The 22,712-nt window shown below is 38.4% G+C and carries 18 protein-coding genes; 7 read left to right on the forward strand and 11 right to left on the reverse strand.

Features of this window, described 5'->3' with window-relative positions; genetic code table 11:
• Nucleotides 1-116 precede the first annotated feature (116 nt).
• From B4F08_RS03790 to B4F08_RS03815, 6 genes are all read left to right on the forward strand, one after another.
• Complete coding sequence (locus B4F08_RS03790) at nt 117-1,232, forward strand: S-(hydroxymethyl)glutathione dehydrogenase/class III alcohol dehydrogenase (RefSeq protein WP_151706416.1); 1,116 nt, start codon at nt 117-119, stop codon at nt 1,230-1,232.
• A gap of 228 nt (nt 1,233-1,460) precedes the next feature.
• Nucleotides 1,461-2,489 (forward strand): flavin reductase family protein, encoded by a 1,029-nt coding sequence (locus tag B4F08_RS03795; protein ID WP_291373267.1) that lies wholly within the window; start codon nt 1,461-1,463, stop codon nt 2,487-2,489.
• Nucleotides 2,490-2,501: 12 nt separating this feature from the next.
• Nucleotides 2,502-3,668: a fatty acid desaturase family protein gene (locus tag B4F08_RS03800; RefSeq protein ID WP_291373269.1), complete on the forward strand. Its 1,167-nt coding sequence runs from the start codon at nt 2,502-2,504 to the stop codon at nt 3,666-3,668.
• A gap of 472 nt (nt 3,669-4,140) precedes the next feature.
• Nucleotides 4,141-6,243, forward strand: a complete 2,103-nt coding sequence (locus B4F08_RS03805) for an EAL domain-containing protein (RefSeq protein WP_291373272.1) — start codon at nt 4,141-4,143, stop codon at nt 6,241-6,243.
• A gap of 471 nt (nt 6,244-6,714) precedes the next feature.
• Entirely contained in the window at nt 6,715-7,776 is a 1,062-nt protein-coding gene (locus B4F08_RS03810) for a 3-deoxy-7-phosphoheptulonate synthase (protein ID WP_291373274.1), read from the forward strand.
• Between the two features lie 237 nt (nt 7,777-8,013).
• Complete coding sequence (locus B4F08_RS03815) at nt 8,014-9,207, forward strand: PilT/PilU family type 4a pilus ATPase (protein ID WP_291373275.1); 1,194 nt, start codon at nt 8,014-8,016, stop codon at nt 9,205-9,207.
• 43 nt (nt 9,208-9,250) lie between these two features.
• Here B4F08_RS03815 and B4F08_RS03820 read toward each other — a convergent pair whose 3' ends face one another.
• From B4F08_RS03820 to B4F08_RS03870, 11 genes are all read right to left on the reverse strand, one after another.
• Nucleotides 9,251-10,432: an MFS transporter gene (locus B4F08_RS03820; protein WP_414632442.1), complete on the reverse strand. Its 1,182-nt coding sequence runs from the start codon at nt 10,430-10,432 to the stop codon at nt 9,251-9,253.
• 251 nt (nt 10,433-10,683) lie between these two features.
• On the reverse strand, nt 10,684-11,058 hold the full coding sequence (gene gcvH / locus B4F08_RS03825; RefSeq protein ID WP_086210050.1) for a glycine cleavage system protein GcvH: 375 nt from the start codon (nt 11,056-11,058) through the stop codon (nt 10,684-10,686).
• A 70-nt stretch (nt 11,059-11,128) separates the two neighbouring features.
• On the reverse strand, nt 11,129-12,157 hold the full coding sequence (locus B4F08_RS03830) for an AraC family transcriptional regulator (RefSeq protein WP_119063467.1): 1,029 nt from the start codon (nt 12,155-12,157) through the stop codon (nt 11,129-11,131).
• Between the two features lie 309 nt (nt 12,158-12,466).
• A complete protein-coding gene (locus B4F08_RS03835; protein ID WP_086210048.1) occupies nt 12,467-14,320 on the reverse strand; it encodes an ABC transporter ATP-binding protein in 1,854 nt (617 codons plus the stop codon).
• A 244-nt stretch (nt 14,321-14,564) separates the two neighbouring features.
• Nucleotides 14,565-14,747, reverse strand: a complete 183-nt coding sequence (locus B4F08_RS03840; RefSeq protein WP_291373278.1) for a hypothetical protein — start codon at nt 14,745-14,747, stop codon at nt 14,565-14,567.
• A gap of 279 nt (nt 14,748-15,026) precedes the next feature.
• A complete protein-coding gene (locus tag B4F08_RS03845; RefSeq protein WP_086210047.1) occupies nt 15,027-16,265 on the reverse strand; it encodes a mechanosensitive ion channel family protein in 1,239 nt (412 codons plus the stop codon).
• A 267-nt stretch (nt 16,266-16,532) separates the two neighbouring features.
• A complete protein-coding gene (locus B4F08_RS03850; protein ID WP_110973999.1) occupies nt 16,533-17,069 on the reverse strand; it encodes a DUF2058 domain-containing protein in 537 nt (178 codons plus the stop codon).
• Between the two features lie 20 nt (nt 17,070-17,089).
• The gene (locus B4F08_RS03855; protein ID WP_086210045.1) at nt 17,090-17,758 is read right to left on the reverse strand and encodes a YoaK family protein; all 669 of its coding nucleotides are present in this window, start codon (nt 17,756-17,758) and stop codon (nt 17,090-17,092) included.
• A 39-nt stretch (nt 17,759-17,797) separates the two neighbouring features.
• The gene (gene sstT / locus B4F08_RS03860; RefSeq protein ID WP_086210044.1) at nt 17,798-18,991 is read right to left on the reverse strand and encodes a serine/threonine transporter SstT; all 1,194 of its coding nucleotides are present in this window, start codon (nt 18,989-18,991) and stop codon (nt 17,798-17,800) included.
• 224 nt (nt 18,992-19,215) lie between these two features.
• Nucleotides 19,216-20,955 carry a SulP family inorganic anion transporter gene (locus B4F08_RS03865; protein ID WP_291373282.1) on the reverse strand — a complete coding sequence of 580 codons (1,740 nt, stop codon included), beginning with the start codon at nt 20,953-20,955 and terminating at the stop codon, nt 19,216-19,218.
• Between the two features lie 100 nt (nt 20,956-21,055).
• Complete coding sequence (locus B4F08_RS03870) at nt 21,056-21,373, reverse strand: ArsR/SmtB family transcription factor (protein WP_291373284.1); 318 nt, start codon at nt 21,371-21,373, stop codon at nt 21,056-21,058.
• Between the two features lie 392 nt (nt 21,374-21,765).
• Here B4F08_RS03870 and rutD point away from each other — a divergent pair, with 392 nt between their 5' ends.
• Entirely contained in the window at nt 21,766-22,569 is an 804-nt protein-coding gene (gene rutD / locus B4F08_RS03875; protein WP_291373286.1) for a pyrimidine utilization protein D, read from the forward strand.
• Nucleotides 22,570-22,712 lie beyond the last annotated feature (143 nt).

The raw sequence follows: 22,712 nt of genomic DNA on the forward strand, positions 1-22,712 counted from the left end.
TGGTTTTAAAGACCTAATTTTTATAAGTTATATATTTCACATGTTATAGGTTGAAACCGTGAATAAAAAGCGGTTACTGTAGCTCATCTGTTAAATAGCTGTTAAGGATAGCGAAAATGAAATCACGTGCGGCCGTTGCCTTTGGACCAGGACAAGCTCTGGAAATTGTAGAAATTGATGTTGCTCCACCGCAAAAGGGTGAAGTTTTAGTCAAAATTACGCATACAGGTGTTTGCCATACCGATGCATTTACTTTATCTGGTGATGATCCTGAAGGTGTTTTTCCTGCGGTTTTAGGCCATGAAGGTGCGGGTATCGTGGTTCAGGTGGGTGAAGGTGTCACTAGCGTTCAGCCGGGCGATCATGTTATTCCACTATATACAGCTGAGTGTGGCGAGTGTTTATTCTGCCAGTCAGGTAAAACCAATTTATGTGTAGCTGTTCGTGCAACTCAAGGTAAAGGTTTGATGCCAGATGGTACCACTCGGTTCTCATACAATGGTCAACCGATTTACCACTATATGGGCTGTTCAACTTTTTCTGAATATACTGTAGTGGCTGAAGTATCTTTGGCGAAGATTAACCCAGATGCGAACCCAGAGCACGTGTGTCTATTGGGCTGCGGCGTAACCACTGGTTTAGGTGCAGTTAAAAATACAGCCAAAGTACAAGAGGGCGATACCGTTGCTGTCTTTGGTCTAGGTGGTATTGGTCTAGCAGTTGTACAAGGTGCAAAAAAGGCTAAAGCCAGTCGTATTATTGCGGTTGATACGAACCCTGACAAATATAAATTAGCAGCAGAATTTGGAGCAACGGATTTTGTAAACCCGAAAGAGCACGACCGTCCTGTGCAGGAAGTGATTGTTGAAATGACAGGTTGGGGAGTTGATCACTCTTTTGAATGTATTGGTAACACCAATGTCATGCGCTCAGCATTGGAATGTGCTCACCGTGGTTGGGGACAGTCGGTGATTATTGGTGTAGCAGGTGCAGGCCAAGAGATTTCAACACGTCCGTTCCAACTGGTTACTGGTCGTACTTGGAAAGGGACTGCTTTTGGCGGTGTAAAAGGTCGTTCACAACTGCCGGGTATGGTTGAAGAAGCAATGAGTGGAGACATTCGTTTAGCTCCATTTGTTACTCATACTATGGGGCTCGACAAAATCAATGAAGCGTTTGATTTGATGCATGATGGCAAATCTATCCGTACAGTGATTCATTTTGAAGACTAATTCAGTGTAATACATTTAGAAAACCAAGCTTAGGCTTGGTTTTTTTGTTTTTAATGAAACGAAAAGTGGGGTGGCAAAACTGTTCATATTGTTAGACAAGAATGATAGAAAATGTCAATTTGTTAGATTTTGTCCTTTTATGACATAGCTGAAAACAACTTCTAACCGTATCTTGATGATTCAATAATGCACACTTGTATAAAAATAAATTTAGATCAGAGGGTGACTATGGGAAAGCATATTGAGTACCACCCAGAATGGGTTCGAGAAGATTTTGTGGATTTTCTAGCTGAAAAAATAAATCCGCTGTGGGCTTGGAAAAAGGCCAAAGCACAGATTGTTGCAAAGCATCATTTGTCAGATGACTTCGTGTGCATGCAGTTACAGCCAAATCGTCATTTTAAAGTCGCTGGTTATCAAGCTGGGCAAAGCATCTTAGTGACGGTGCTTATAGGTGGTGTACGTTGGCAACGTAGCTATTCGATTGTTGAAATTTTAGACAATGATAATCTTGTGATTGCTGTAAAAAAACAGGGAAAAGTCTCAAATACGCTTACTCAGCAGTTCGAAAAAAGTGTAGTTGAAATTTCCCAATCGCAGGGTGAATTTGTTTTAAAAACACAGCCTCATTCTGCACTGATGATTGCCTCTGGAAGTGGCATTACTGCAATTTACGCATTGATTAATGCTGCATTAAAACAAACACAAATAGTTTCCCATATTGATCTAATTTACTTTACGCGGGATGATGCCTTTCACGTAGAACTGCAACGTTTAGCGGAACATTATCCGCAGTTTAAATATCATCATATAAATACCTTGCTGGATAAACAACATCTGAGCCAAGACTTGCTTAGCCAAAAGGTTGAAGGTTTTGAACAACGCAAATGTTATGCCTGCGGTGCTGCCAATATGATGCAAAGTCTGACACAAATCTATCAGGCTTTAGACTTAATTGACCATCTGCATACCGAATACTTTCAAATTACTGTCGATCACACTCAGAACGCTCAAATGGTCACATTTCAACGTTCGCAGCAACAGTTTCAAGCTCAAAGCAATTTATTAGAAAGTGCCGAACAGGCGGGGTTACGTCCCGCACATGGCTGTCGTATGGGGATTTGTAATACTTGTTCATGTACCAAAGTTCAGGGTGTGGTGCGTAATCTACTCACAGGTGAACTGGATCAAAACAATAACACTCAAATTAAGTTATGCATTTCACAGGCGGTTAGTCCTGTTGTAATTAACCTTTAAGAAGGTATAGATATGAATCTTCCCGTATATTTTAGTGAAAGCAGTAAATCCAAATATTTAAGTCCTGCACAAATCGAAGAGTTTGGCTCAAAGGTTGAAGCGATCCGCCGTGAAGTGATGGAAAGCCTCAATGAAAAAGATGCCGAATATATTTACACAATCCGAAATTTTGTCCGCTATAGCGAAATAGGCGCACGTACAATGCTCATGTTTGCAGGGTGGTTACCTCCAGTATGGCTTCTGGGCACAGGTTTATTGGGGGTCTCTAAGATCGTAGAAAATATGGAACTTGGGCATAATGTCATGCATGGTCAGTTTGACTGGCTAAATGATCCGAGTCTCAATGGTAGCAATTATGATTGGGATACTATGGCCACAGGTCCCGACTGGAAGCATACACATAATTACATCCATCATACCTATACCAACATTGTCGGGATGGATCATGATGTCGGTTATGGCTTAGTCCGTGTGAGTGATGCACAGAAATGGGAACCTCGCTTTCTGCTGAATTTGCCTTTAGCTGCTCAGTTGATGGTATTTTTTGAGTGGTACGTTGGCATACAAAATCTGCATATCGAAGATGTGGTCGCTTATAAAACCAAAACATGGCGTGAAGTTTGGGTAGAGTCATATAATTTTAGACAGAAAATGAAACGCCAAGTGATTAAAGACTATGTCTTTTTCCCCATCATCGCTGGGCCAAATGCATTGCCTGTCTTTGCAGGAAATGCTGTGGCGAATGTTATTCGTAGCTTGTGGGCATCCGCGGTGATTTTTAATGGTCACTTTACCGAAGACGCTGAAAATTTTGAAATGGACAATATCGACAATGAAACACGGGCCGAGTGGTATCTGCGTCAAATTCGAGGTTCGAGTAACTTTACTGGAACACAGTGGCTCCATATCTTAAGTGGCAACTTGAGCCATCAAATTGAACATCATCTTTTTCCAGATATGCCTGCAAATCGCTACGCACAAGTAGCCCCAAAAGTTAAAGAATTATGTGCGGATTATGGGATTCATTACAATGAAGCCAGTTTTATCAAACAGTTTTCATCTGTTTGGGCAAAATTGGCGAAATATTCATTACCAAACCAGTGCTATGCGAAGAATGAAAATTCATTTTCATTTATTAAACACAATCTAAATTTATTGAAGAAAGCGCTACTGAATTAATGTATTTAAAATGCATTAATTCAGTAAAAGTCTAATTGGAATGGATCTACCAATTAGACTTCTTTTTTTGCTCAAAATTAGCGCATAAAATACTGATAAATAATGTTTCATTCTAACTAAAAATAATCAGTGATCTGTCTGCATGTTTGAACTTTTATTTTATCTAGTTGTTATTATTTAAATTTTATTACTTTTTTTATATGCTCTTTTCCCCAGCAAGGATAGGCTGAGTTTAATTCCAAATATCGCTTTTGTTTATTTGTCGGATTTGTGTAAATGTTGCAATTTTTCATTGGTATAGGCTCATATAAGTTGTATATGATGCATGGTGTGATGGCAATCACGCAACGTCACTTCACATTTGTTTTTCTTTGTTTTTTTAATTTATATTTATGACTTTGCTTGATTTCTTTTTTAAACAATATGTCTGATTACGGATTAAATCAGCTAGTTTAAGTTGCAGATAATTATTATGTCGCGAATCCAATCACAGCCGAAAATTAAATCTAAAAATTTTGCTTATGAACATGAGGCAGGGAAAACTGCCATTTCTAAAAATGACAGTTTATTGATTGATTCTATTCCTCAGCTTTTTTGGATGCATAGTCATGTATGTAAGTACCTAAACTTACCGCTACGCCAATATTTGGGTGTGATGAATATATCAGAACAAGAATTTAATTTACTTCATTATATTCATCCTGAAGATGTTCAAGTACTCGATGATTTTTTGCATCAAGCAATTGTAGTCGAACATAAATTTGAAAAATCCTGCCGAATTCGTAACCAACAAGGCGAGTATCACTGGTTTTTAATTCAAGCTGAGTTGGAAAATAGTCCAATCGGTGGTTTTAAAATCAGTTGTACCAATATTCATCAGGGCATGAAAATCCATATTGAATCATTGGCTCTTTTAAGAGCTCATGCCGATATGTTGGATGCTAGTGTGGATTGTATTATTGTGGTTGACCCTGATGGCACAATCACACACATGAATAAGTCAGCATGTGAAAATTTTTTTGGGCGTGCAGATTTAAAAGAGTTTGGCATGTCTTGGATCGAAATTTTGCCACAAGCGATTCGTAAAAAAGCTAAAAAGGCGATGCTCGATGCTAACAATGGAAAAAACTCACGTTTTAATGGCATGAGCTTTTCTAAAGACAGTGTCTATTACTGGGATAATGTGCTTACACCTGTACTAGATGTCGATGGTAAAACCCAAAGTATTTTATGTGTTTCACGTGATGTAACTTTACAATACTTGGCAGAACAAAAGCTTAAACAAGGAAATGAACGGGATGAACTTACAGGCTTAAATAACCGTAGAGCGTTTAAAGAAAAAATAAGAAAACTATATACAAATGCACGGGATAAAAAGCAAAAGCTTGCTGTGATGTTGTTGGATTTAGATCACTTTAAAACAATTAATGATACGCTGGGTTATGCTGCAGGCGATCATCTTTTGCGCATATTATCTAAACGCTTAAAACAGACTCTTGAAGGACGAGCATTCTTGGCGCGTCTTGGCGGTGATGAGTTTGGAGTCATTATTCCACATGTACGAGATATTGGTGAACTCAATGAAATTGCTCAACTGATTTTAAAGCAATTAGAGATCCCGATTACATTCGCAGGTAATTATATTAATGGAGGCATGAGTATCGGCTGTGGCTTATATCCAGATGATGCTAGTGATATTGTCGAGTTAATGAAGTGTGCAGATACCGCACTTACCGATGTTAAAGCCCAAGGGCGTGGCGGTATGCGAATGTTTGATCAAGACATGTTTAATGCTGTTCGAGAGCATTCAGCACAACTGAATTGCGCACATCAAATTATTCGTAACTTGACTATTGAGGCTTATTTTCAGCCTAAAGTCTGTTTAAAGTCTGAAAAAATTATTGGTTATGAAGCGCTATTACGTTGGCGAGATGAACATAATAATATTCAAAGCCCTGCAAGAATTGCTGCTGCGTTTAATGATTATGAGCTATCTAGTCGTATAAGTGAAATTATGCAGAATCAGGTTTTTAAACAGATTACTGAATGGCTAGCAAAAGGGTTAAAGGTTGTTCCTATTTCAATCAACGCTGCACCTGTTGAATTTATGCGAGATAACTTCGCAGAAATATTTTTAAAACGGCTTAAAACACATGCTATTCCAGCAAAATTTGTTGAAATAGAAGTCACAGAGTACCATTTAGCAGAACGGGGTTATGAGTACGTTATTCGAGCTTTAAAAAAACTTAAAGCCAATGGTGTGAGAATTGCATTAGATGATTTTGGCACGGGGCATTCTTCACTAACTCATTTACGAGACTATCCTGTTGATATCATTAAAGTTGATAGCTCATTTGTACAGCGATTAAGTGAAGATAAATCAATTTATGCGATTGTTGAGGGATTAGCTAAACTGGGCCCCTTATTATCTATGGATATTATTGCTGAAGGCATTGAAACAGCTACTCAATTACAACTTTTAAGGGAAATGGGTTGTCATATTGGGCAGGGCTATTTGTTTAGCCCTCCAGTTTCGGCTCAACAGGCTGAAATGCAATTATTAAAACGACACTAAACATTGATCTTTAGACAAAGACAGCTTGCATGATTTCCGATTTTCCTGGAGGGTTGTGTTTATGGAGATAGAACAACACTTTTCTATAAAAAAGTGTTGTAAAAGCAAAAAAATCAGCGTATTTTAAATTTCAGATAACATATTTTTGAAGATATAAAAATGTTAAAGCAACCTGTAGTTTCTAACGCGACATATTATTTTTGGCAATTTAGATAGTTGCCTGAACGCGTTCGGGCATCAAAAGGTTGCCCACCCAGTTAATACCTGATCGGCAACCCTGATCAGGTTTTTTTATATCTGCTATTTTAATAAATTTTGGAGAACTTCATGAAAACGATTAACTATTCATACTTTAGCAACTTTTATTGGTTTTACTTTAGTCAATTTATGACTTCAGCCGAACAATCCATTAGACCCATAACGCTCAAATAAAAGCTCGGACTGAGACCACAGTCCAAAGGATACAAACCAATGAATGCTCTAAATACTGCACTACAACAAGCTCAACAAACAGCTCAAGAAACGTCTTTAAGTTCACCACAGCAACTCAAAACACAGCTACCACTTTCAGCAGCATTAAAATTACAAATTGCTGAACAGCGTCAAACGATTCAAAAGATTTTGAGTGGGCAGGATCATCGTCTTATGGTGATTACAGGACCATGTTCTATTCACGACCCGATTGCAGTATTAGAATATGCTGAAAAATTAAAACAATTACAGAGCAAAGTTGCAGACCAAATTTTCTTCGTTATGCGTGCTTATATCGAGAAACCACGGACAACCGTTGGCTGGAAAGGCTTTTTATACGACCCAATGTTAAATGGTTCCTCAAATATGCAGTTAGGCCTAGAGCAGTCTCGTGCATTGTATTTAAGCATTATTGAAAAAGGACTGCCTATTGCCTCAGAAATTTTAAGTCCAATGGCAACAGCATATTTTGATGATCTGTTGGCATGGGGGGCGATTGGTGCACGTACGAGTGAGTCGCAAATTCACCGTGAAATCTCAAGTCACATGCCATTCAGCATAGGCTTCAAAAACGGGACAGATGGTTCTATTCAAATTGCATTGGACGCGATTCAGTCAGCGACAAATCCGCATCAGTTCATGGGGGTGGGGCAGCAAGGCATGGCATGCATGTTGCACTCTACTGGAAATCCGAAGCCTCATTTAATTTTACGCGGTGCAAATTCTGGACCTAATTATGACATAACACATATTCGCCAAATGCAGGATAAAGTGAAAGGCGAATTACCGGCTCTAGTGATTGACTGTAGTCATGGTAATAGTGCCAAAAATCCGCTCAATCAACCTGAGGTATTGCGTAGTATTGTTGAAGAGCGTGCTCAAAGTAATGTATGTGGTGTCATGCTTGAAAGTTACTTGGTAGATGGTCATCAAAAGATCTCATCAGATATGGTCTATGGCCAATCGGTAACGGATGGATGTTTAGGATGGGAAAAAACACAACAGGTACTATTAGATATTGCTGATACTTTAAGAATGCATGCTATACAGCGTAGCGCATGATTGAAGTACCTATAAAAAGACCTTCAGATTTGAAGGTCTTTTTTTGTGATGTAGTTCAGAAAATACTGATAATAATTTGAAAAATAAGTTAAAAATGATTTATGAAAGAATAAATGAGGTTGAGCTGGCGGTTAAAGTTATGCACAATCAGTAACCTTAGAAACATGATAACAAATTGTATTTTTAACAAAAATGCTTTTTAGGGTCAGCTATTTGCACTAATTTTTAGAGAACACTATGTATACTGCAGAACTCTTAGAAGAAGCTCGTCGAATGATGTTCCACATGCTCACCAAGGTGGTTGAGTATGGCGGTTCAGATTTATTTATATCTGCGGACTTTCCTCCGAGTATCAAGCATCAAGGCTTGATGAAGCCTTTAGGGCAACAGAACTTAGCAGCAGATCAAACTAAGCTGTTTGCCTATAGTTTAATGAACGAAAAGCAACGTCAAGAATTCGAAACTGAGCTTGAGTGTAATTTTGCAATTAGTGTTCCCAATGTTTCTCGTTTTCGTGTCAATGTATTCCAGCAACAACTGCAAGTAGGGATGGTTATTCGTACGATTGCTGCGGAAATACCGAATTTTACCAAGTTGCAGCTTCCAGAGTCCTTAAAAGATGTGATTATGGAAAAGCGCGGTCTGGTATTGGTTGTTGGTGGTACAGGATCTGGTAAATCAACCTCTTTAGCAGCCATGATTGACCATCGAAATGAAAACTCAGCAGGGCATATTATTACCGTTGAGGATCCTGTCGAGTATGTACATAAGCATAAAAAATCAATGATTACTCACCGAGAAGTAGGGGTGGACAGCCGTTCTTGGCACAATGCCTTAAAAAATACACTTCGCCAAGCACCTGATGTTATTTTAATTGGTGAGATTCGAGATACTGAAACGATGGAGCATGCAATTGCCTTTGCAGAAACAGGACATTTGTGTCTTGGAACTTTGCATGCCAATAATGCCAATCAAACCCTAGACCGTATTATTAACTTCTTTCCAGAAGAACGAAGAAATCAGCTTTTGATGGACTTATCTTCAAATATGAAGGCGATTATTTCGCAGCGTTTAGTCCGTACTGAAGATGGTCGTGGTCGCCGTGCAGCAGTGGAAATCATGCTCAATACGCCTTTGATGTCAGACTTGATATTAAAGGGGAATTTTCATGAGCTTAAGGAAGTGATGGCAAAGTCAAGAGAGCTTGGAATGCAAACATTCGATCAGGCTTTATTTGATTTGTATAATCAAGGTGCAATTGCCTATGAAGAAGCGTTACGCAATGCAGACTCGGTAAATGAATTGCGCTTACAAATTAAACTCAAAAGCAGTAGAGCAAATCCACATTTGAATACAAGTAGTGTTTTATCTTTTGATCAAACAACTCCTGAGAAGTCAAAAGACTTAGAAGAAACACAAGCTGAAAGCTAAGTTTTGAGTCCGTATGTTTAATGATCAGAACCTGCGGACACTTCTATTTAGATATATTTTTACGATTTATGACATAAGTATAGAAGAATAAACTTAATGCTGTCGTTGCTGCGCACAGTAAATAGGTGAAACTATAGCCCTGTTTTGAAATCAGTAGTCCCAGCAAAATTGAACCTAAAGCAATACCTAAGTCATACATGGTAAAAAATGTGGAAGTTGCATGTCCAATCCGATGCTTTTCAGCACGTTGAATGGCTAGGGTTTGTAGGCAGGGTTGAGCTGAACCGAAGCCCATACCTACACATACCGCTGCAATGAGCAAGCCCGCTAATGATTGAATTTGACTTAGGATTACAAGACCTAAACTAAACAAGAGAATAGCAGGATAAATTACATAATTTGCACCATGTTGATCATAAATCTTGCCTGTAATAGGGCGTAGGCTCATCATAGCAATAGCAAAGACAATAAAAAACAAGCTTGCATAATTAAGAAGATGCTTAGACTCTGCATAGGTAGAGATAAACGACATGATGCTGGCATAGGAAAAAGAGATAATCATGGCCATAATTGAAATGTTTAAGGCTTTTATTTCTATAAAATCATCTCTACTGAGCTTATGTTTTTTACTAGATTTAGAATGTTTGGGCTTCGAAGGAATTGGGATAAAAAAGCAAAAGAGAAAACCAAGCCAGACACTAAATGCCAAAAATCCTGCAACCATTTGATAAGACATAGACTGAATAAGCGTCAAAGCGATGAATGGTCCTAGAACAATACCTAGGTTAATTGACATGACAAAATAGCCCATACCTTCGCCTTTACGTTTCTCTGGGATAAACTCATTCACAATAGGAACAGCCCCAGTTGTAACAATGCTGAACCAGATGCCGTGCAGAAAACGAATCAATAAAAGCACCTGTAAGTTATCAGCTAAGAGATAAGCTAAGGAAAATAGGCAAAATAAGGCTTCCGAAATGAAAAGTGTTTTCTTTTGACCAAATTTTTCAATAATCAGTCCACTAAAAGGTCGAACAGCAATGGATGAAACCATAAACAAGGTCATGGCTAAACCTGCTTGCGTAAGATTTCCGCCCAAATCTTTTAAAATATAAATTGGTAGAATGGTGGTTTGTGCAAAATAAAAAATGAATAAGAACAAATTATTGAATAAGCAAAGAATAAAAGACTTATTCCACAGCGTTGGGGTATTGGACGTGGACATGCTGAACCTTTGGTTTGAGGCTAAGTCACAAGGCGCTTTTATTTTTTTATGCAGGGATCTTGAGACGCTATCGTACAGTTTAGAATTGTTTAATTATAGTACAAAAAACGTGAAAAGTGTAGTTATTGTGATAAATGGAAATAAATAGACGGTCACTGTGCTATAGAAAATGATTTATTTCTCAAAATAGCAGGATAATAAAAAATCAGTCCGAAGACTGACTTTGCTTATTTCAAACGCTTCAGTTTTATTTATAGTCCAGCTTCATAGGCTGTATTTGATAGAAGCTGTTCAACATCGGCCATATTGTCAGGCTTAATTTTATAAATCCAACCTTTACCATATGGGTCATCATTGACAAAGTCTGGGTCATCTTCCAAATTTGCATTGATTTCAACAACGGTGCCTGATACAGGTGCATGAATGTCAGAAGCTGTTTTGACTGATTCAACGACGCCTGCTTGTTGACCAGCTGTGATCTGTTGACCAACTTCTGGGGTTTCAACATAGACTAAATCGCCTAAAGCATCCTGTGCGTGGTCTGAAATACCAGTTACAACCAGATCACCTTCAATACGCACCCATTCATGTGTACTTGCATACTTCAATTCTGAAGGATGATTCATGAATAACTCCTTAAAATACAAAAAACATTTTTGCATGATTTATACATGCTTTTTTATAAAAACAAAAGGCTTATAAATAGGGATCTTTACGCCAATTACTTGGGCTGCGACCACTCCAGCGTTTGAATGCACGGCTAAAATTGGCTACATCGCTGTATCCTAGTTCATCTGCAATTTGTTCCAGACTATAGTCAGTACGAGAAAGTAGTGAGGTGGCATGGCGGTATCGAACTTCGTCAACAATGGTGGAAAATGAAGTACCTTCAGCAGCCAATTGGCGTTTCAGTGTTCGATCAGACATGTGTAATAGGTCAGCCACGTGCTCGATGCTTAAGTAGTGTTGTTCCGATCGGGTTAGAATGTCACGAACTCGCATAGATAATCTTCGGCGTTCACCCATAGCGGAGAGTTCGGCTTCACACTGATTAATCGCAATTTGGCTTGCAAGTGGGTCGGCATTGACCATTTTAAAGCCTAAGTAATGTTTATCAAAGCTTAAAAGTAAATGAGGTTGATCAAAACGAACACTATGGTTAGGCAGCTTTGCGCGGTAGCGGTCAAAGCCTTCTGGCTCTGGAAAATCGAAATCAATTTCACCTGCCAGAGCCTCAATACCAGTGAGTGCCTTACTCATTGACACAATCCCAAAAATAATACTGATCGCAATATCCGTACGCAAAGGTTCAATATCAACATCGCAACGTAATTGTAAAGTTGCTTTTTCGCCAAAGGTAGAAAAGAAAAGCTGCAAAAAAGGCATACGTAGTTGAATAAAACGATTTGCCAGAACCAAAGCTTCACCAATATCATGTGTGGTCATGATGGCATAGCCAATGAAACCATGAATTGAAATACGCATCTGCGTACCAAGATGGTAGCCTAGAGTGGGCTCACCAGTCAGACGACTGGCTAATTTAACCAATTCATTCGCAGTATGCACTGGGATACGAAAATCAGGCTCAGCAAGTTGTTCGCTGGTGAGTTGAAAAGGGGAAAAGAGTGCCTCTGCGTTATAGCCCCAGCGAGACACAACATCTAATAACAATAAGCCATAAACACCAGGAATTCCTTGATCTTGGCGAAGTGAAACTGTTTTCATGCGCGATCCATTGCATTTTTCTTTCTTTTCGGTCTGAAGTTATATTGGCATGAATAATGAAAATCCATGAAGTATATTGTTTGACAATATACTTTGAGCAAATATAGGTTCAGTTTATCGGGGGTTGAATTCCTTTTAAGTAAATAATAAATAGCATAATTTTTCGTTGCACACATAAGTATTTTACTGTGCTTATAACGATTGTTATAAATAGGCTAATCGTGACTATAGATAAATTAAAAAGCCTAAATCACCTCTAAGGAGATCTAGGCTTAAACGATCATTCAGTCAATAATATTGTTTAGTATATTAAGCTTCCTTTTGCGCTTTGATCGGATGTTGTTCTGTTAAAAAACCACCTGTCTGACGCTGCCATAAATGTGCATAAATGCCATTTTTTTCAATCAGTTCCTCATGCGTCCCTTGCTCAGCAATATGACCTTCATCGAGCACAATTAAACGATCCATTTGTGCAATGGTTGAGAGTCGGTGTGCAATTGCAATTACCGTTTTACCTTCCATGAGGTCATCTAAACTAGATTGAATCGCAGCTTCAACCTCAGAATCCAAGGCACTGGTGGCTTCATCTAAAATCAGAATAGGCGCATCTTTTAAGAATACTCGAGCAATTGCGATACGCTGACGTTGTCCACCTGAAAGTTTTACCCCACGCTCACCGACATAGGCTTCATAACCCGATTTGCCACGTAAGTCTGTTAGTTGTGGGATAAACTCTTCAGCTTTGGCTTTGCGTACGGCAGCAAACATTTCCTCATCTGTTGCATTTGGACGACCATATTTAATGTTTTCAGCGACACTACGATGAAGTAAGGAGGTATCTTGAGTGACTAAAGCAATATTGCGACGTAAGCTATCTTGAGTAATGTCTTCAATATTTTGTCCATCAATTAAAATTTCACCTTGTTTTAACTGATAAAAATGTAATAAAAGTTGAATGAGGGTGGATTTACCTGCACCAGAGCGACCCACAATCCCAATTTTTTCACCTGCACGAATATGTAAGTTTAAATTGTCGATGACATTTTTACTGTTATACGCAAAAGTTACGTCATTAAACTCAATCACACCTTGTTTAACTTCAAGGTCTTTAGCATTAGGCTTATCTTGGATATTAATCGGGCGACCAAGCGTTTTCATCCCATCTTGAATGGTACCGACATTCTCAAATAAGGCTGAGGTTTGCCACATGATAAACTCAGCAATACTACTCAGCTTTAAAATCATGGCTGTTGCTGCTGCAATGACACCAAGTTCAGCCTGTCCATTCATCCATAACCAGACAGCTGTGCCGAGGACACCAACGTAGAGCACGACATTTAAAAATAGGATGCTAATTTCATACTTTGCGCCCAACCGCATTTGCTTATAGACCGTAACCATAAACTCTTGCATCGAGGCTTTGGCATATTGGCTTTCACGCCCAGCATGGGCAAAGAGTTTAACGGTTTGAATATTGGTATAAGCATCGGTTACACGGCCTGTCATCACCGCACGAGCATCAGCTTGTTCGTTAGAGACTTTGCTTAAACGTGGAATAAAGTAATACGCAGCACAAATAAATAAAGCCAACCAAACTAGCAAAGGCACAATTAACAAGGGTGAAATAGCACCAAGGACTAGATTGACAGTGATAAAGTAAATCAATACATAGGCCAACATGTCGCCTAAAATGACCCAGAACTCGCGTACGGCGAGAGCTGTTTGCATGACCTTTGCAGACAATCGTCCTGCAAAATCATTATGAAAAAAGTCGAGACTTTGTTTCAGTAAAAGATTGTGAAAGCGCCAACGCAAACGCATTGGGAAAGAACTAAACAAAATTTGGTGCTTAATAATGGACTGGAGGCTGGCAAAGAAAATGTTGGCTAACAAAATACAAAACAGCAGGCTAAGGTTTGAACTGTGTTCTGCTAAAAAGGTTTCAGGCTGACTTTTGCTGAGCCAATTTACCAGTTCACCAATTTTTGCATAAAGGAGTGCTTCAAAACTGGCCGCACCAGCAGTGAATAAAACTAAAATCACTAAATATTGACGGACACCTTTAGCTGCCTGCCAAACAAATGGAAAGAAAGTGGTTGGTAAAGGCTGGTTTAGTCCTTCTTCTGGATAGGGATCAACACGCTTTTCAAACCATTTGAACATAAATAAAACCTTGTAAAAATAAGCTGTTTAGGGAATAACAGTTTGTTTTATAGATAATCAGAGTTCGAGAATTTTAGCATGAAAAGGTCGTTCAGTTGTTTGTAAATTACAAGACCATGTGTCTGTTTAGGAAATGGTAGTTTTGTCCAGAGAGAATTGCTTTTAATACAAATTTTGTGCTTAGACATGGTGTTTTATACAAGGGAATCCAATTTAAGTTGGACTCCCTGAAACACTTAATGTGTTAGTTTGCTTGAGCTTCCGAAGTCGCCGTAACATCAGCTGCAGTAGCTTCCGAAGCAGAAGTCGTGTTTTCAGTTGTAACTATCGCTTGAGTTGTTTCTACAGATTGCGCTTCTGCTGCAAAGGAAGAAGTCGCTGCAACAGCTAAAAGAGTAGCCATGAAAGTTTTATTTAAAGTATTCATTTTAGAATGTCTTACTAAAGTTAAAAGGAATGGCTAATTTAATGAAGAGAAAAGGTGGATGTTGTGATAAAGACGTATATTTCATGTAATTATTCATGTAATTTATTTACACAATACTCAATCTAATTAACACAGTTTTTAATCATTAATGTTAAAGCAGAATAGATTTTCCCGGGAAAGGATGAAAATTAAGCCAATAGACTTAGTCAGTATTTTTATATATTTGAAAAGTTTGGGCACACTCAAATTGAAACTATTTGAGTGTGCTAAATAAGAAATTTAATGTTCAGATAGTGCAACTTGCATATCATGCCCTGAAGGTGCTTGGTAAATTCTGAGTCCAAACTCTGGAATAATCGCAATTAAATGATCAAAAATATCTGACTGAATAGCCTCGTAGTCTTTCCATGCAATTTGGTTGCTAAATGCATAAATTTCTAGTGGCAAACCTTTTTCCGTTGGCTGTAACTGACGTACGATGAGGGACTGGTGTTTTGAAATATTGGGATGCTGATTAAGGTATAACTCGACATAAGCACGGAACGTTCCGATGTTGGTCAAGCGTCTTTGGTTACACGGTGATGTATTGTCAAGTTTTTGATTAAACTCAATCAATTCACTACTCTTATGATCTAAATACTGATCTAGTAACAGGAAATCGCGCAGTTTAACTTGCTCTTCTTCTGACATGAAATGAACACTGCTTTGATCAATATAAATGGAGCGTTTAATACGCCGAACGCCAGACTGTGACATTCCACGCCAGTTTTTAAAGGTGTCAGTGACCAATTTGTTGGTTGGAATGGTGGTGAATGTTTTGTCAAAATTCTGTACGGTAATGGTATGTAATGACATATCAATCACATCGCCATCGGCATTAAGTGAGGGCATTTCAATCCAGTCTCCAATACGTACCATGTCATAAGATGAAATCTGCACAGAAGCCACCAATGACAAAATTGTATTTTGGAAAACCAGCATCAACACTGCAGCCATTGCACCAAAACCTGCAAGCAAAGTGAAGACATCTTTTTTCAGGAAAGTCCCTAGAATCATCAAACCACAGACAATAAAGATAATCAGCTTGATGAGTTGCAAATAACCTTTGATGGGTTTATTGCGTGATTTAGGATTACGCTGATACACCAAATTGAAGATATTAAGCAATTCACCGATGGCTAAGGCGATGGTCAGGAAGATGAATGCTTGCGCTGCCATTTGCACAAAGCTGACCATTTTCGCAGACAGGTGGGGGACGGTGACAATACCATTCATAATGACGATTGCTGGGACAATGTTCGCAATTCGACGAATCACACTATGCTGCGACATGATGTCATGATTGGCAAATTTTAGCTTAGTGATGAGATGCCGAATACCACGGACAACAACATGTTTAGCAATAATATAGGCCAATATTGCAATTAAAATCAGTATGCAAAACCCTGTGAGCATTTCGATCCAAGGATACTGATCTGACCAGTCTTTTAAGTTCTGTATAAAATGAAATTTATCCAAAATTTAGTCTTCTTTTGATTAAAACACTGAAAATAGTGTAATCAGCTATACAGATTAATCAAATCATGTCACTAAATTTATACACGTTTTCAACGACTTGATTATTTACTCGTTGTTGGGAGCGTTGGCTGAATTATAGATAGATTCAATAGATGTGTTGGATTGAAAGAAAAAAGACCAACATGAAAACGAGGGATTTATCACTATCATTTTATTGTAAAAAAGCCTCCTTGTCGGAAGCTTCTTGAACGTTAAATGGTCAAATCATTACCACATTAAGTCATCTGGAATGACATAGGCTGCATAAGGATCTTCTTCATCAGTGACAGCTTCATTCTTTTCTGAGTTATTGACAATAATAAAACCTTCAAGTTTAGTATTGATACGTTCAGCTAAAGCTTTTGGTAAGAAAGCATAGTTGTCATGATCACGAGCAATCACCAAACTGCCTGCAACTAGGGCATTATAAATTTGTTGATTGATATATTGTTTTTTGATTTTGCCATCATCAATAAATTGGTAGATGACTTCGCCATCCGTATCACGGATTTTATGTTGTGAGATCATTTGAACAATGGCTGCTTTGAGCTCTTTTTCTTGCAACAGAGCTTTCTTCTCAAGCTCTATGGCTTGATCTTTCTCTAATTTTTGCTGTTTGTCTTGCGCAATTTTTGCCTTAATCTCAGCTTCATTGCTTTGACCAGTTCTTTGCTCATGCACTGCTTGTTTAGAGAGTTTTTTTGCCTTTTTATTGTCAACTAAACCGGCTTTGAGTAACTGAGCCTGTAATGCATTTTTAACCATAACGAATTCCACAATTGTGTTTAAATACGACGATATCGAAAATAGATGATCCAATATACAACACTAAGGATCAAGCTTAATGCTGTCGGGATTAAGAAAGAGTTGAGTTTGAAATAAGGGTAGATCAAACTTGCACTGAGTCCACCAATGAAAAAACCAATTAAAATAAGAAGATGTAATACAACACGGCGTCGTTCGACCACGAGACCTCTTGCCCGATAGCCGAGTGCTAAACCTAAGTCGGTTAAGACACCAGACAAGTGTGTGGTTCGAATGATGGTTCCTTTGTAGTGGCTGACCATGGCATTTTGTACACCCATTGCAACACATGCCCAGAGCAGTGCATAGCGCGGAAAGTACGGCAGAAACAACCAGCATAGAAAAATAAAAAAAGCCACCAGACTAAGGGGTAAGCCATAACGGCGACCCAACTGAAAGTGGCTATTTCCTAAAATGATACCACTGTAAAATGACCCTACCACATAGCATAATGTAACAAGTGCAAGGTATAAGATGTGCTCAGGTTGCCAGTTCGCAAGTGACATGGCTAAAACACTGATATTACCTGTCATGTGGGAAACGGACTGGTGTAATACTGTGACCAGTCCTAAAACATTAATCATTCCAGCATTAATTGCTAAAAAGAATGCACCCAGTTGTATCCAAAATGGTAAGTGTTGAAATGGCATAACTTCAAAAATGAAACAATGTACTGATTCTACAATATATTATTTTGAAGCTCGGTCAACTGCTGCAGTGAATAATACATCAGTTGATGAGTTAAGCGCTGTTTCAGTTGAGTCCTGCAATACGCTAATCACCATCCCGATAGCAACGACTTGCATCGAAATATCAGAAGAAATACCAAACAGGCCGCAAGCAACAGGGATCAACAGCAAAGAACCACCTGCAACACCAGAAGCACCACATGCTGACACTGTCGCAAGTACTGATAAAATCATCATCGTAGTAAAGTCAACATCAATCCCCAAGGTATTGACTGCTGCAAGTGTAAGTACAGTAATGGTCACAGATGCGCCAGCCATATTGATGGTTGCGCCCAAAGGGATTGCTACGCTTGCCGTAGACTCAGGAACGCCTAAGCGCTTTGCAAGGTCCAAGTTAACTGGAATATTCGCAGCAGAACTACGTGTAAAAAATGCAGTAATACCGCTTTCACGTAAACACTGGAATACTAAAGGATAGGGGTTGCTGCGTGTTACAACCGCAACCATAAGTGGGTTAATTACCAGTGCCACAAAAGCCATAGTACCCAGCAATACTGCAAGCAACTGAGCATAGCTTTCTAGAGTACTTAGACCCGTTTCAGCAAAAGTGACGGCCACTAAGCCAAAAATACCCACTGGTGCAAAGTTAATTACGAGGCGGATAACACTGTTTACCGCATGAGCTGTGTCATTTAAGAAGTCTTTAGTCGTGTCTTTTGCATGGCGAAAAGCTACGCCTAAAGCAACAGCCCAAGCTAAAATACCAATGAAGTTTGCTTCGCTAATTGCAGTTACAGGGTTAGCGATGAAACTGAGCAGTAAATTCTTAAAAATTTCAATCAGGCTACTTGGTGCTTGTAGATCCGTATTTGCAGGTAAATTTAAGTATAATGTACTTGGGAAAATAATACTGACGGCAACCGCTGCAAACGCAGCGAGCAACATACCAATTGCATACATGATGATAATTGGACGTAGATTTGCACTGTGGCCCACTCTAAAATTGGCAATAGAGGCAAGAACTAAAACGAAAACAAGTACAGGCGCCACAGATTTTAACGCTTTAATAAACAAGTCGCCTAGTAGGCTCAAATAAGGTGCAACACCGGGAAAAACAAGAGCTACACCAATACCTAAAATAATGGCAATGATAATTCGAGTAACTAAACTCATTCGCGCTAAAACAGAGAACATAGAGGCGCCTTGAAAATTACGAGGACAAAATACGGATTTTAAGTGCGCCATTTTATACCTAATTTCCTAACTGACTGAAAAATATTTAAATATAAAAATTAAGTTATTGTAATTTCAGTTTTTATTATTCATTCTTATTCATAAAAATGACATATTTAATGGGTTTTTATCATAAAAAGACATAGAAAGTTTTTCATTTATGCCAAAAAACTTTCATATATAGATCATATTGAATGTGTCGATAGAAGCTGTGGTGCAAGCGTTTGAATTGCTTGATAATGAGTCAAGAATATTTTTCCACTTAAATGCTTTAACAGTTTTGAGCCTTGTAACCGATCCATCACAGGGCCTTTAACTTCCGATAAATGCAGCTGAATGTTTTGTTTAGATAACTCTAGATTGATATCTTCTAACATTTCTAAAGCACTTAGGTCGATACTGCTGATACTTGAACAATTGATCACTACATGAACCAGTGTAGGTTGCTGGCTGACTGCATTAATCAGTTCACCTTTTAAGACATTGGCATTGAGAAAACTTAGGTTTTCATCTATACGCATGGAAAGCACTTGTGCAGCTGTTTGAACATCATGACGTTCAACATTGCGAAAATGTTGTGTACCTTCGACCAAACCAATCACCGCAATATGTGGACGGCTAATTCTCCAAAGCAATAAAACAAATGTTGAGATCATGCCAATGATCAGACCTGTTGAAATATCTATACATACGACCCCAAAGAACGTGATCCACATAGCAATACCATCTGCTTTTGAATATTTCCATGCTTCAATAAAGGGTCTAAAGTCTACCAATTTCCAAATAGAGACAATAATCGTTGCAGCCAGAATGGCTAAAGGCAGGTTTTGAAAAAAACCAGTAAAGTATAAGCTCACTACAATAATCAATAATGATGATATCACTCCTGCCATAGGGGTTTGAGCACCTGCATCTGCATTAACGACAGTACGAGATAAACTGCCTGTGACAGGAAAGGCTGAACTCAAACCAGCGCTGATGTTGGCTAATCCCAAAGCGATCAGCTCTTGGTTACTATTCAGTTGACTACGATTTTGTAGCGCTGTTGCTTGGGCAATAGACAATGATTCAACAAAACTGATCATTGCGATCATGGTGGCGCCTGGCAACAGTTGCAGAACTAGAGCCCAGTTCCAATACGGCATATCGAGCGGAGGCATACCAGATGGAATTACTCCGACCGTTTTGATTCCAAATGTTTGCAGTTGGAAAAAATAGACTAAGGCGATCGACGCAACCACTAAAAATAAAGGAATGGTGCGCGAAAGTAATACAGTCGATCCGAACCAAGACTTAATGGCATGGCTGTTTAATAGTTTGGGAGTGTAAATTAAAAAAGCGATGGCGCAGAGTCCAAAGACTAGCGTCCCTACGTGAGTGAGACTAATGTATTGCCAAACACTAGTTGCAAACTCGGGGATATTATTGGCTTTTAAAGGCAGATCAACAATAAACTTCAACTGACCCAAAGCAATGAGTAAGGCCGAAGCAATAATGAAACTTTGAATAACGGGATGGCTAATGAGTTGAATTAAAAAACCAAAGCGTAGTATCCCCAAACACAGAGAAATAACACCGACCATGAGCGCCAATAGACAGGCTGCCTGTATGTAGACAGGTGAACCAACTTCGAACATCGAATTCAAAGTCGCAAAGGTCATCATGGAAATGATGGCAACGGGACCAATCGAAAGCGTGGAACTGCCGCCGATGATGGCATAAATAATCATCGGGATGATACTGGCATATAATCCTGTAATTGGAGGTAAACCTGCCAACATGGCGTATGCCATACCTTGAGGAACCAACATGGCAATGACAATAAAGGATGCAAGTAAATCTGATTTAAAAGTAGGCGTGTCATAGTGCTTGAGCCACTGCCATGCGGGGAGATAAAGGCCTAGACGACGATTCCAATCAGACATAAAAAAATCTAAATCATAAATTTAGATATTATGCATAAAAAATGCTAAGAAGTCTTAGCATTCATTATACTCACATCAAAAATAGCATAATTATTTGATTTTAAAGACGTGGTTTAGGGCAATACAACTGATATAAAGTATTTAAGACTTCTATCATACGTTCGTCTTTAATGGAGTAGTAAATTTGCTTACCGTCACGACGTGTATTTACGACATCGCTTTTGCGTAGCATCATCAATTGCTGAGAAAGTGTTGGCTGTTTGATGTCAGTAATTTCTTCAATTTGTGAAACATTAAGTTCTTGTTGTGACAAATGGCATAGAATTAATAAACGATCGGTATTGGCTAGAGATTTTAAAATACTCACAACAACTTCAGCAGAGTCGCGCATAGACGTGATTTCAAGTCCTGTGTTCATTTAAAACCTACTCATAAAACAAAACAACTGTGCGCTTAGTATAAAACTAAGCAGTTCATAATGTTGTGTTTTCATGTGTAATATGCATGGCTTTTAGTGAAATAAAATATTAGTTAAAGTTATATATACGTTCTATTTACATCAAAAATAGTTATCTTGAATATCACTTAAGTTCTCGATATTTATATAATTTAAGGATAAAAATTTAATAATATTTGTATTCTTTATGATTATTTATAATAAGCTTTTATTATTTTTTCATATATGAGTCTTATGACAGCATAATCTCTCATCTATTTATAAAATAGCACTATAAAATTTAAAAATATATGTATTTATTAAAGGCATAATTATTGCAACTTATTTTTTTTGACCAATAAGTAAATTTTAAGATGAATGTACAAATTTTTCCCTCAAATGAAGAAAGTGCAGAATATGTGGTTCTATCGTCTGGTTTAGGCGGACATGGTCAGTTTTGGCAACCCCAAATTCAAGTGCTACAGTCTAAGTTTCATGTATTGATTTACGATCAAGAAGGCTGCTGTGCTGATGCAGCATTATTAAAACCAGATTATTGTATGCGAGATTTGGGGCAGCAACTTTTGCTGATTTTAAAACAACATCATATTCAACGATTTCATTTTATTGGTCATGCATTGGGCGGCTTTATTGGTGCCGAATTAGCATATTTATGCCAACTGACAGCGTATCGTATGTTGTCCATCACGATTTTAAATGGCTGGGATACGCTAGATGCGCATACTTATAAATGCTTTGAAACACGAATCAATCTTTTAAAATGGGCTGGAACAGAAGCTTATGTCAAAGCGCAAGCATTGTTCTTATATCCACCCGCTTGGATTTCAGCAAATATAGAAAGTATTCAACAACAAGAACAGCTCCAAATTCAAAACTTTCCACCACATGAAAATGTATTACGACGACTGAGTGCTTTAATGGCCTTCCAACTGAGCGAGGAGATACGAGCGGCTTTGCAGAATATCCCTATGCATTTGATCGCGAACCAAGATGATTTCCTTGTGCCTTACCAACGCTCACAAAAGCTAAAACAGTTGTTTCCGCATGCGCAGTTGACTCTTTTAAGGCAGGGCGCTCATGCGGCGACTGTAACTGAGACAGTACTGATGAATAACGAAATATTAGGCTTTTTAATAGCACAGGAAAGTTTGGTTTAAATGTTAATTGTTTAATTCAACTTTATAAAATAAAGGTATCTAGATTTTATATCTAGACACCTTTTTCTTTAGGCGAATACATCTAAAAAAACTAGTTTGGTTCATTTTCTGCACAATGTTCGACCATAGATCACAAATATAGT

Origin of the sequence: Acinetobacter sp. UBA6720, from assembly GCF_002454215.1 — a bacterium.
Classification (GTDB): domain Bacteria; phylum Pseudomonadota; class Gammaproteobacteria; order Pseudomonadales; family Moraxellaceae; genus Acinetobacter.

Coding starts and splice junctions, on each gene's coding strand:
- B4F08_RS03790 (WP_151706416.1), top strand. CDS start 117: ATGAAATCACGTGCGGCCGTTGCCTTTGGACCAGGACAAGCTCTGGAA.
- B4F08_RS03795 (WP_291373267.1), top strand. CDS start 1,461: ATGGGAAAGCATATTGAGTACCACCCAGAATGGGTTCGAGAAGATTTT.
- B4F08_RS03800 (WP_291373269.1), top strand. CDS start 2,502: ATGAATCTTCCCGTATATTTTAGTGAAAGCAGTAAATCCAAATATTTA.
- B4F08_RS03805 (WP_291373272.1), top strand. CDS start 4,141: ATGTCGCGAATCCAATCACAGCCGAAAATTAAATCTAAAAATTTTGCT.
- B4F08_RS03810 (WP_291373274.1), top strand. CDS start 6,715: ATGAATGCTCTAAATACTGCACTACAACAAGCTCAACAAACAGCTCAA.
- B4F08_RS03815 (WP_291373275.1), top strand. CDS start 8,014: ATGTATACTGCAGAACTCTTAGAAGAAGCTCGTCGAATGATGTTCCAC.
- B4F08_RS03820 (WP_414632442.1), bottom strand. CDS start 10,432: ATGTCCACGTCCAATACCCCAACGCTGTGGAATAAGTCTTTTATTCTT.
- gcvH (WP_086210050.1), bottom strand. CDS start 11,058: ATGAATCATCCTTCAGAATTGAAGTATGCAAGTACACATGAATGGGTG.
- B4F08_RS03830 (WP_119063467.1), bottom strand. CDS start 12,157: ATGAAAACAGTTTCACTTCGCCAAGATCAAGGAATTCCTGGTGTTTAT.
- B4F08_RS03835 (WP_086210048.1), bottom strand. CDS start 14,320: ATGTTCAAATGGTTTGAAAAGCGTGTTGATCCCTATCCAGAAGAAGGA.
- B4F08_RS03840 (WP_291373278.1), bottom strand. CDS start 14,747: ATGAATACTTTAAATAAAACTTTCATGGCTACTCTTTTAGCTGTTGCA.
- B4F08_RS03850 (WP_110973999.1), bottom strand. CDS start 17,069: ATGGTTAAAAATGCATTACAGGCTCAGTTACTCAAAGCCGGTTTAGTT.
- B4F08_RS03855 (WP_086210045.1), bottom strand. CDS start 17,758: ATGCCATTTCAACACTTACCATTTTGGATACAACTGGGTGCATTCTTT.
- sstT (WP_086210044.1), bottom strand. CDS start 18,991: ATGTTCTCTGTTTTAGCGCGAATGAGTTTAGTTACTCGAATTATCATT.
- B4F08_RS03865 (WP_291373282.1), bottom strand. CDS start 20,955: ATGTCTGATTGGAATCGTCGTCTAGGCCTTTATCTCCCCGCATGGCAG.
- B4F08_RS03870 (WP_291373284.1), bottom strand. CDS start 21,373: ATGAACACAGGACTTGAAATCACGTCTATGCGCGACTCTGCTGAAGTT.
- rutD (WP_291373286.1), top strand. CDS start 21,766: ATGAATGTACAAATTTTTCCCTCAAATGAAGAAAGTGCAGAATATGTG.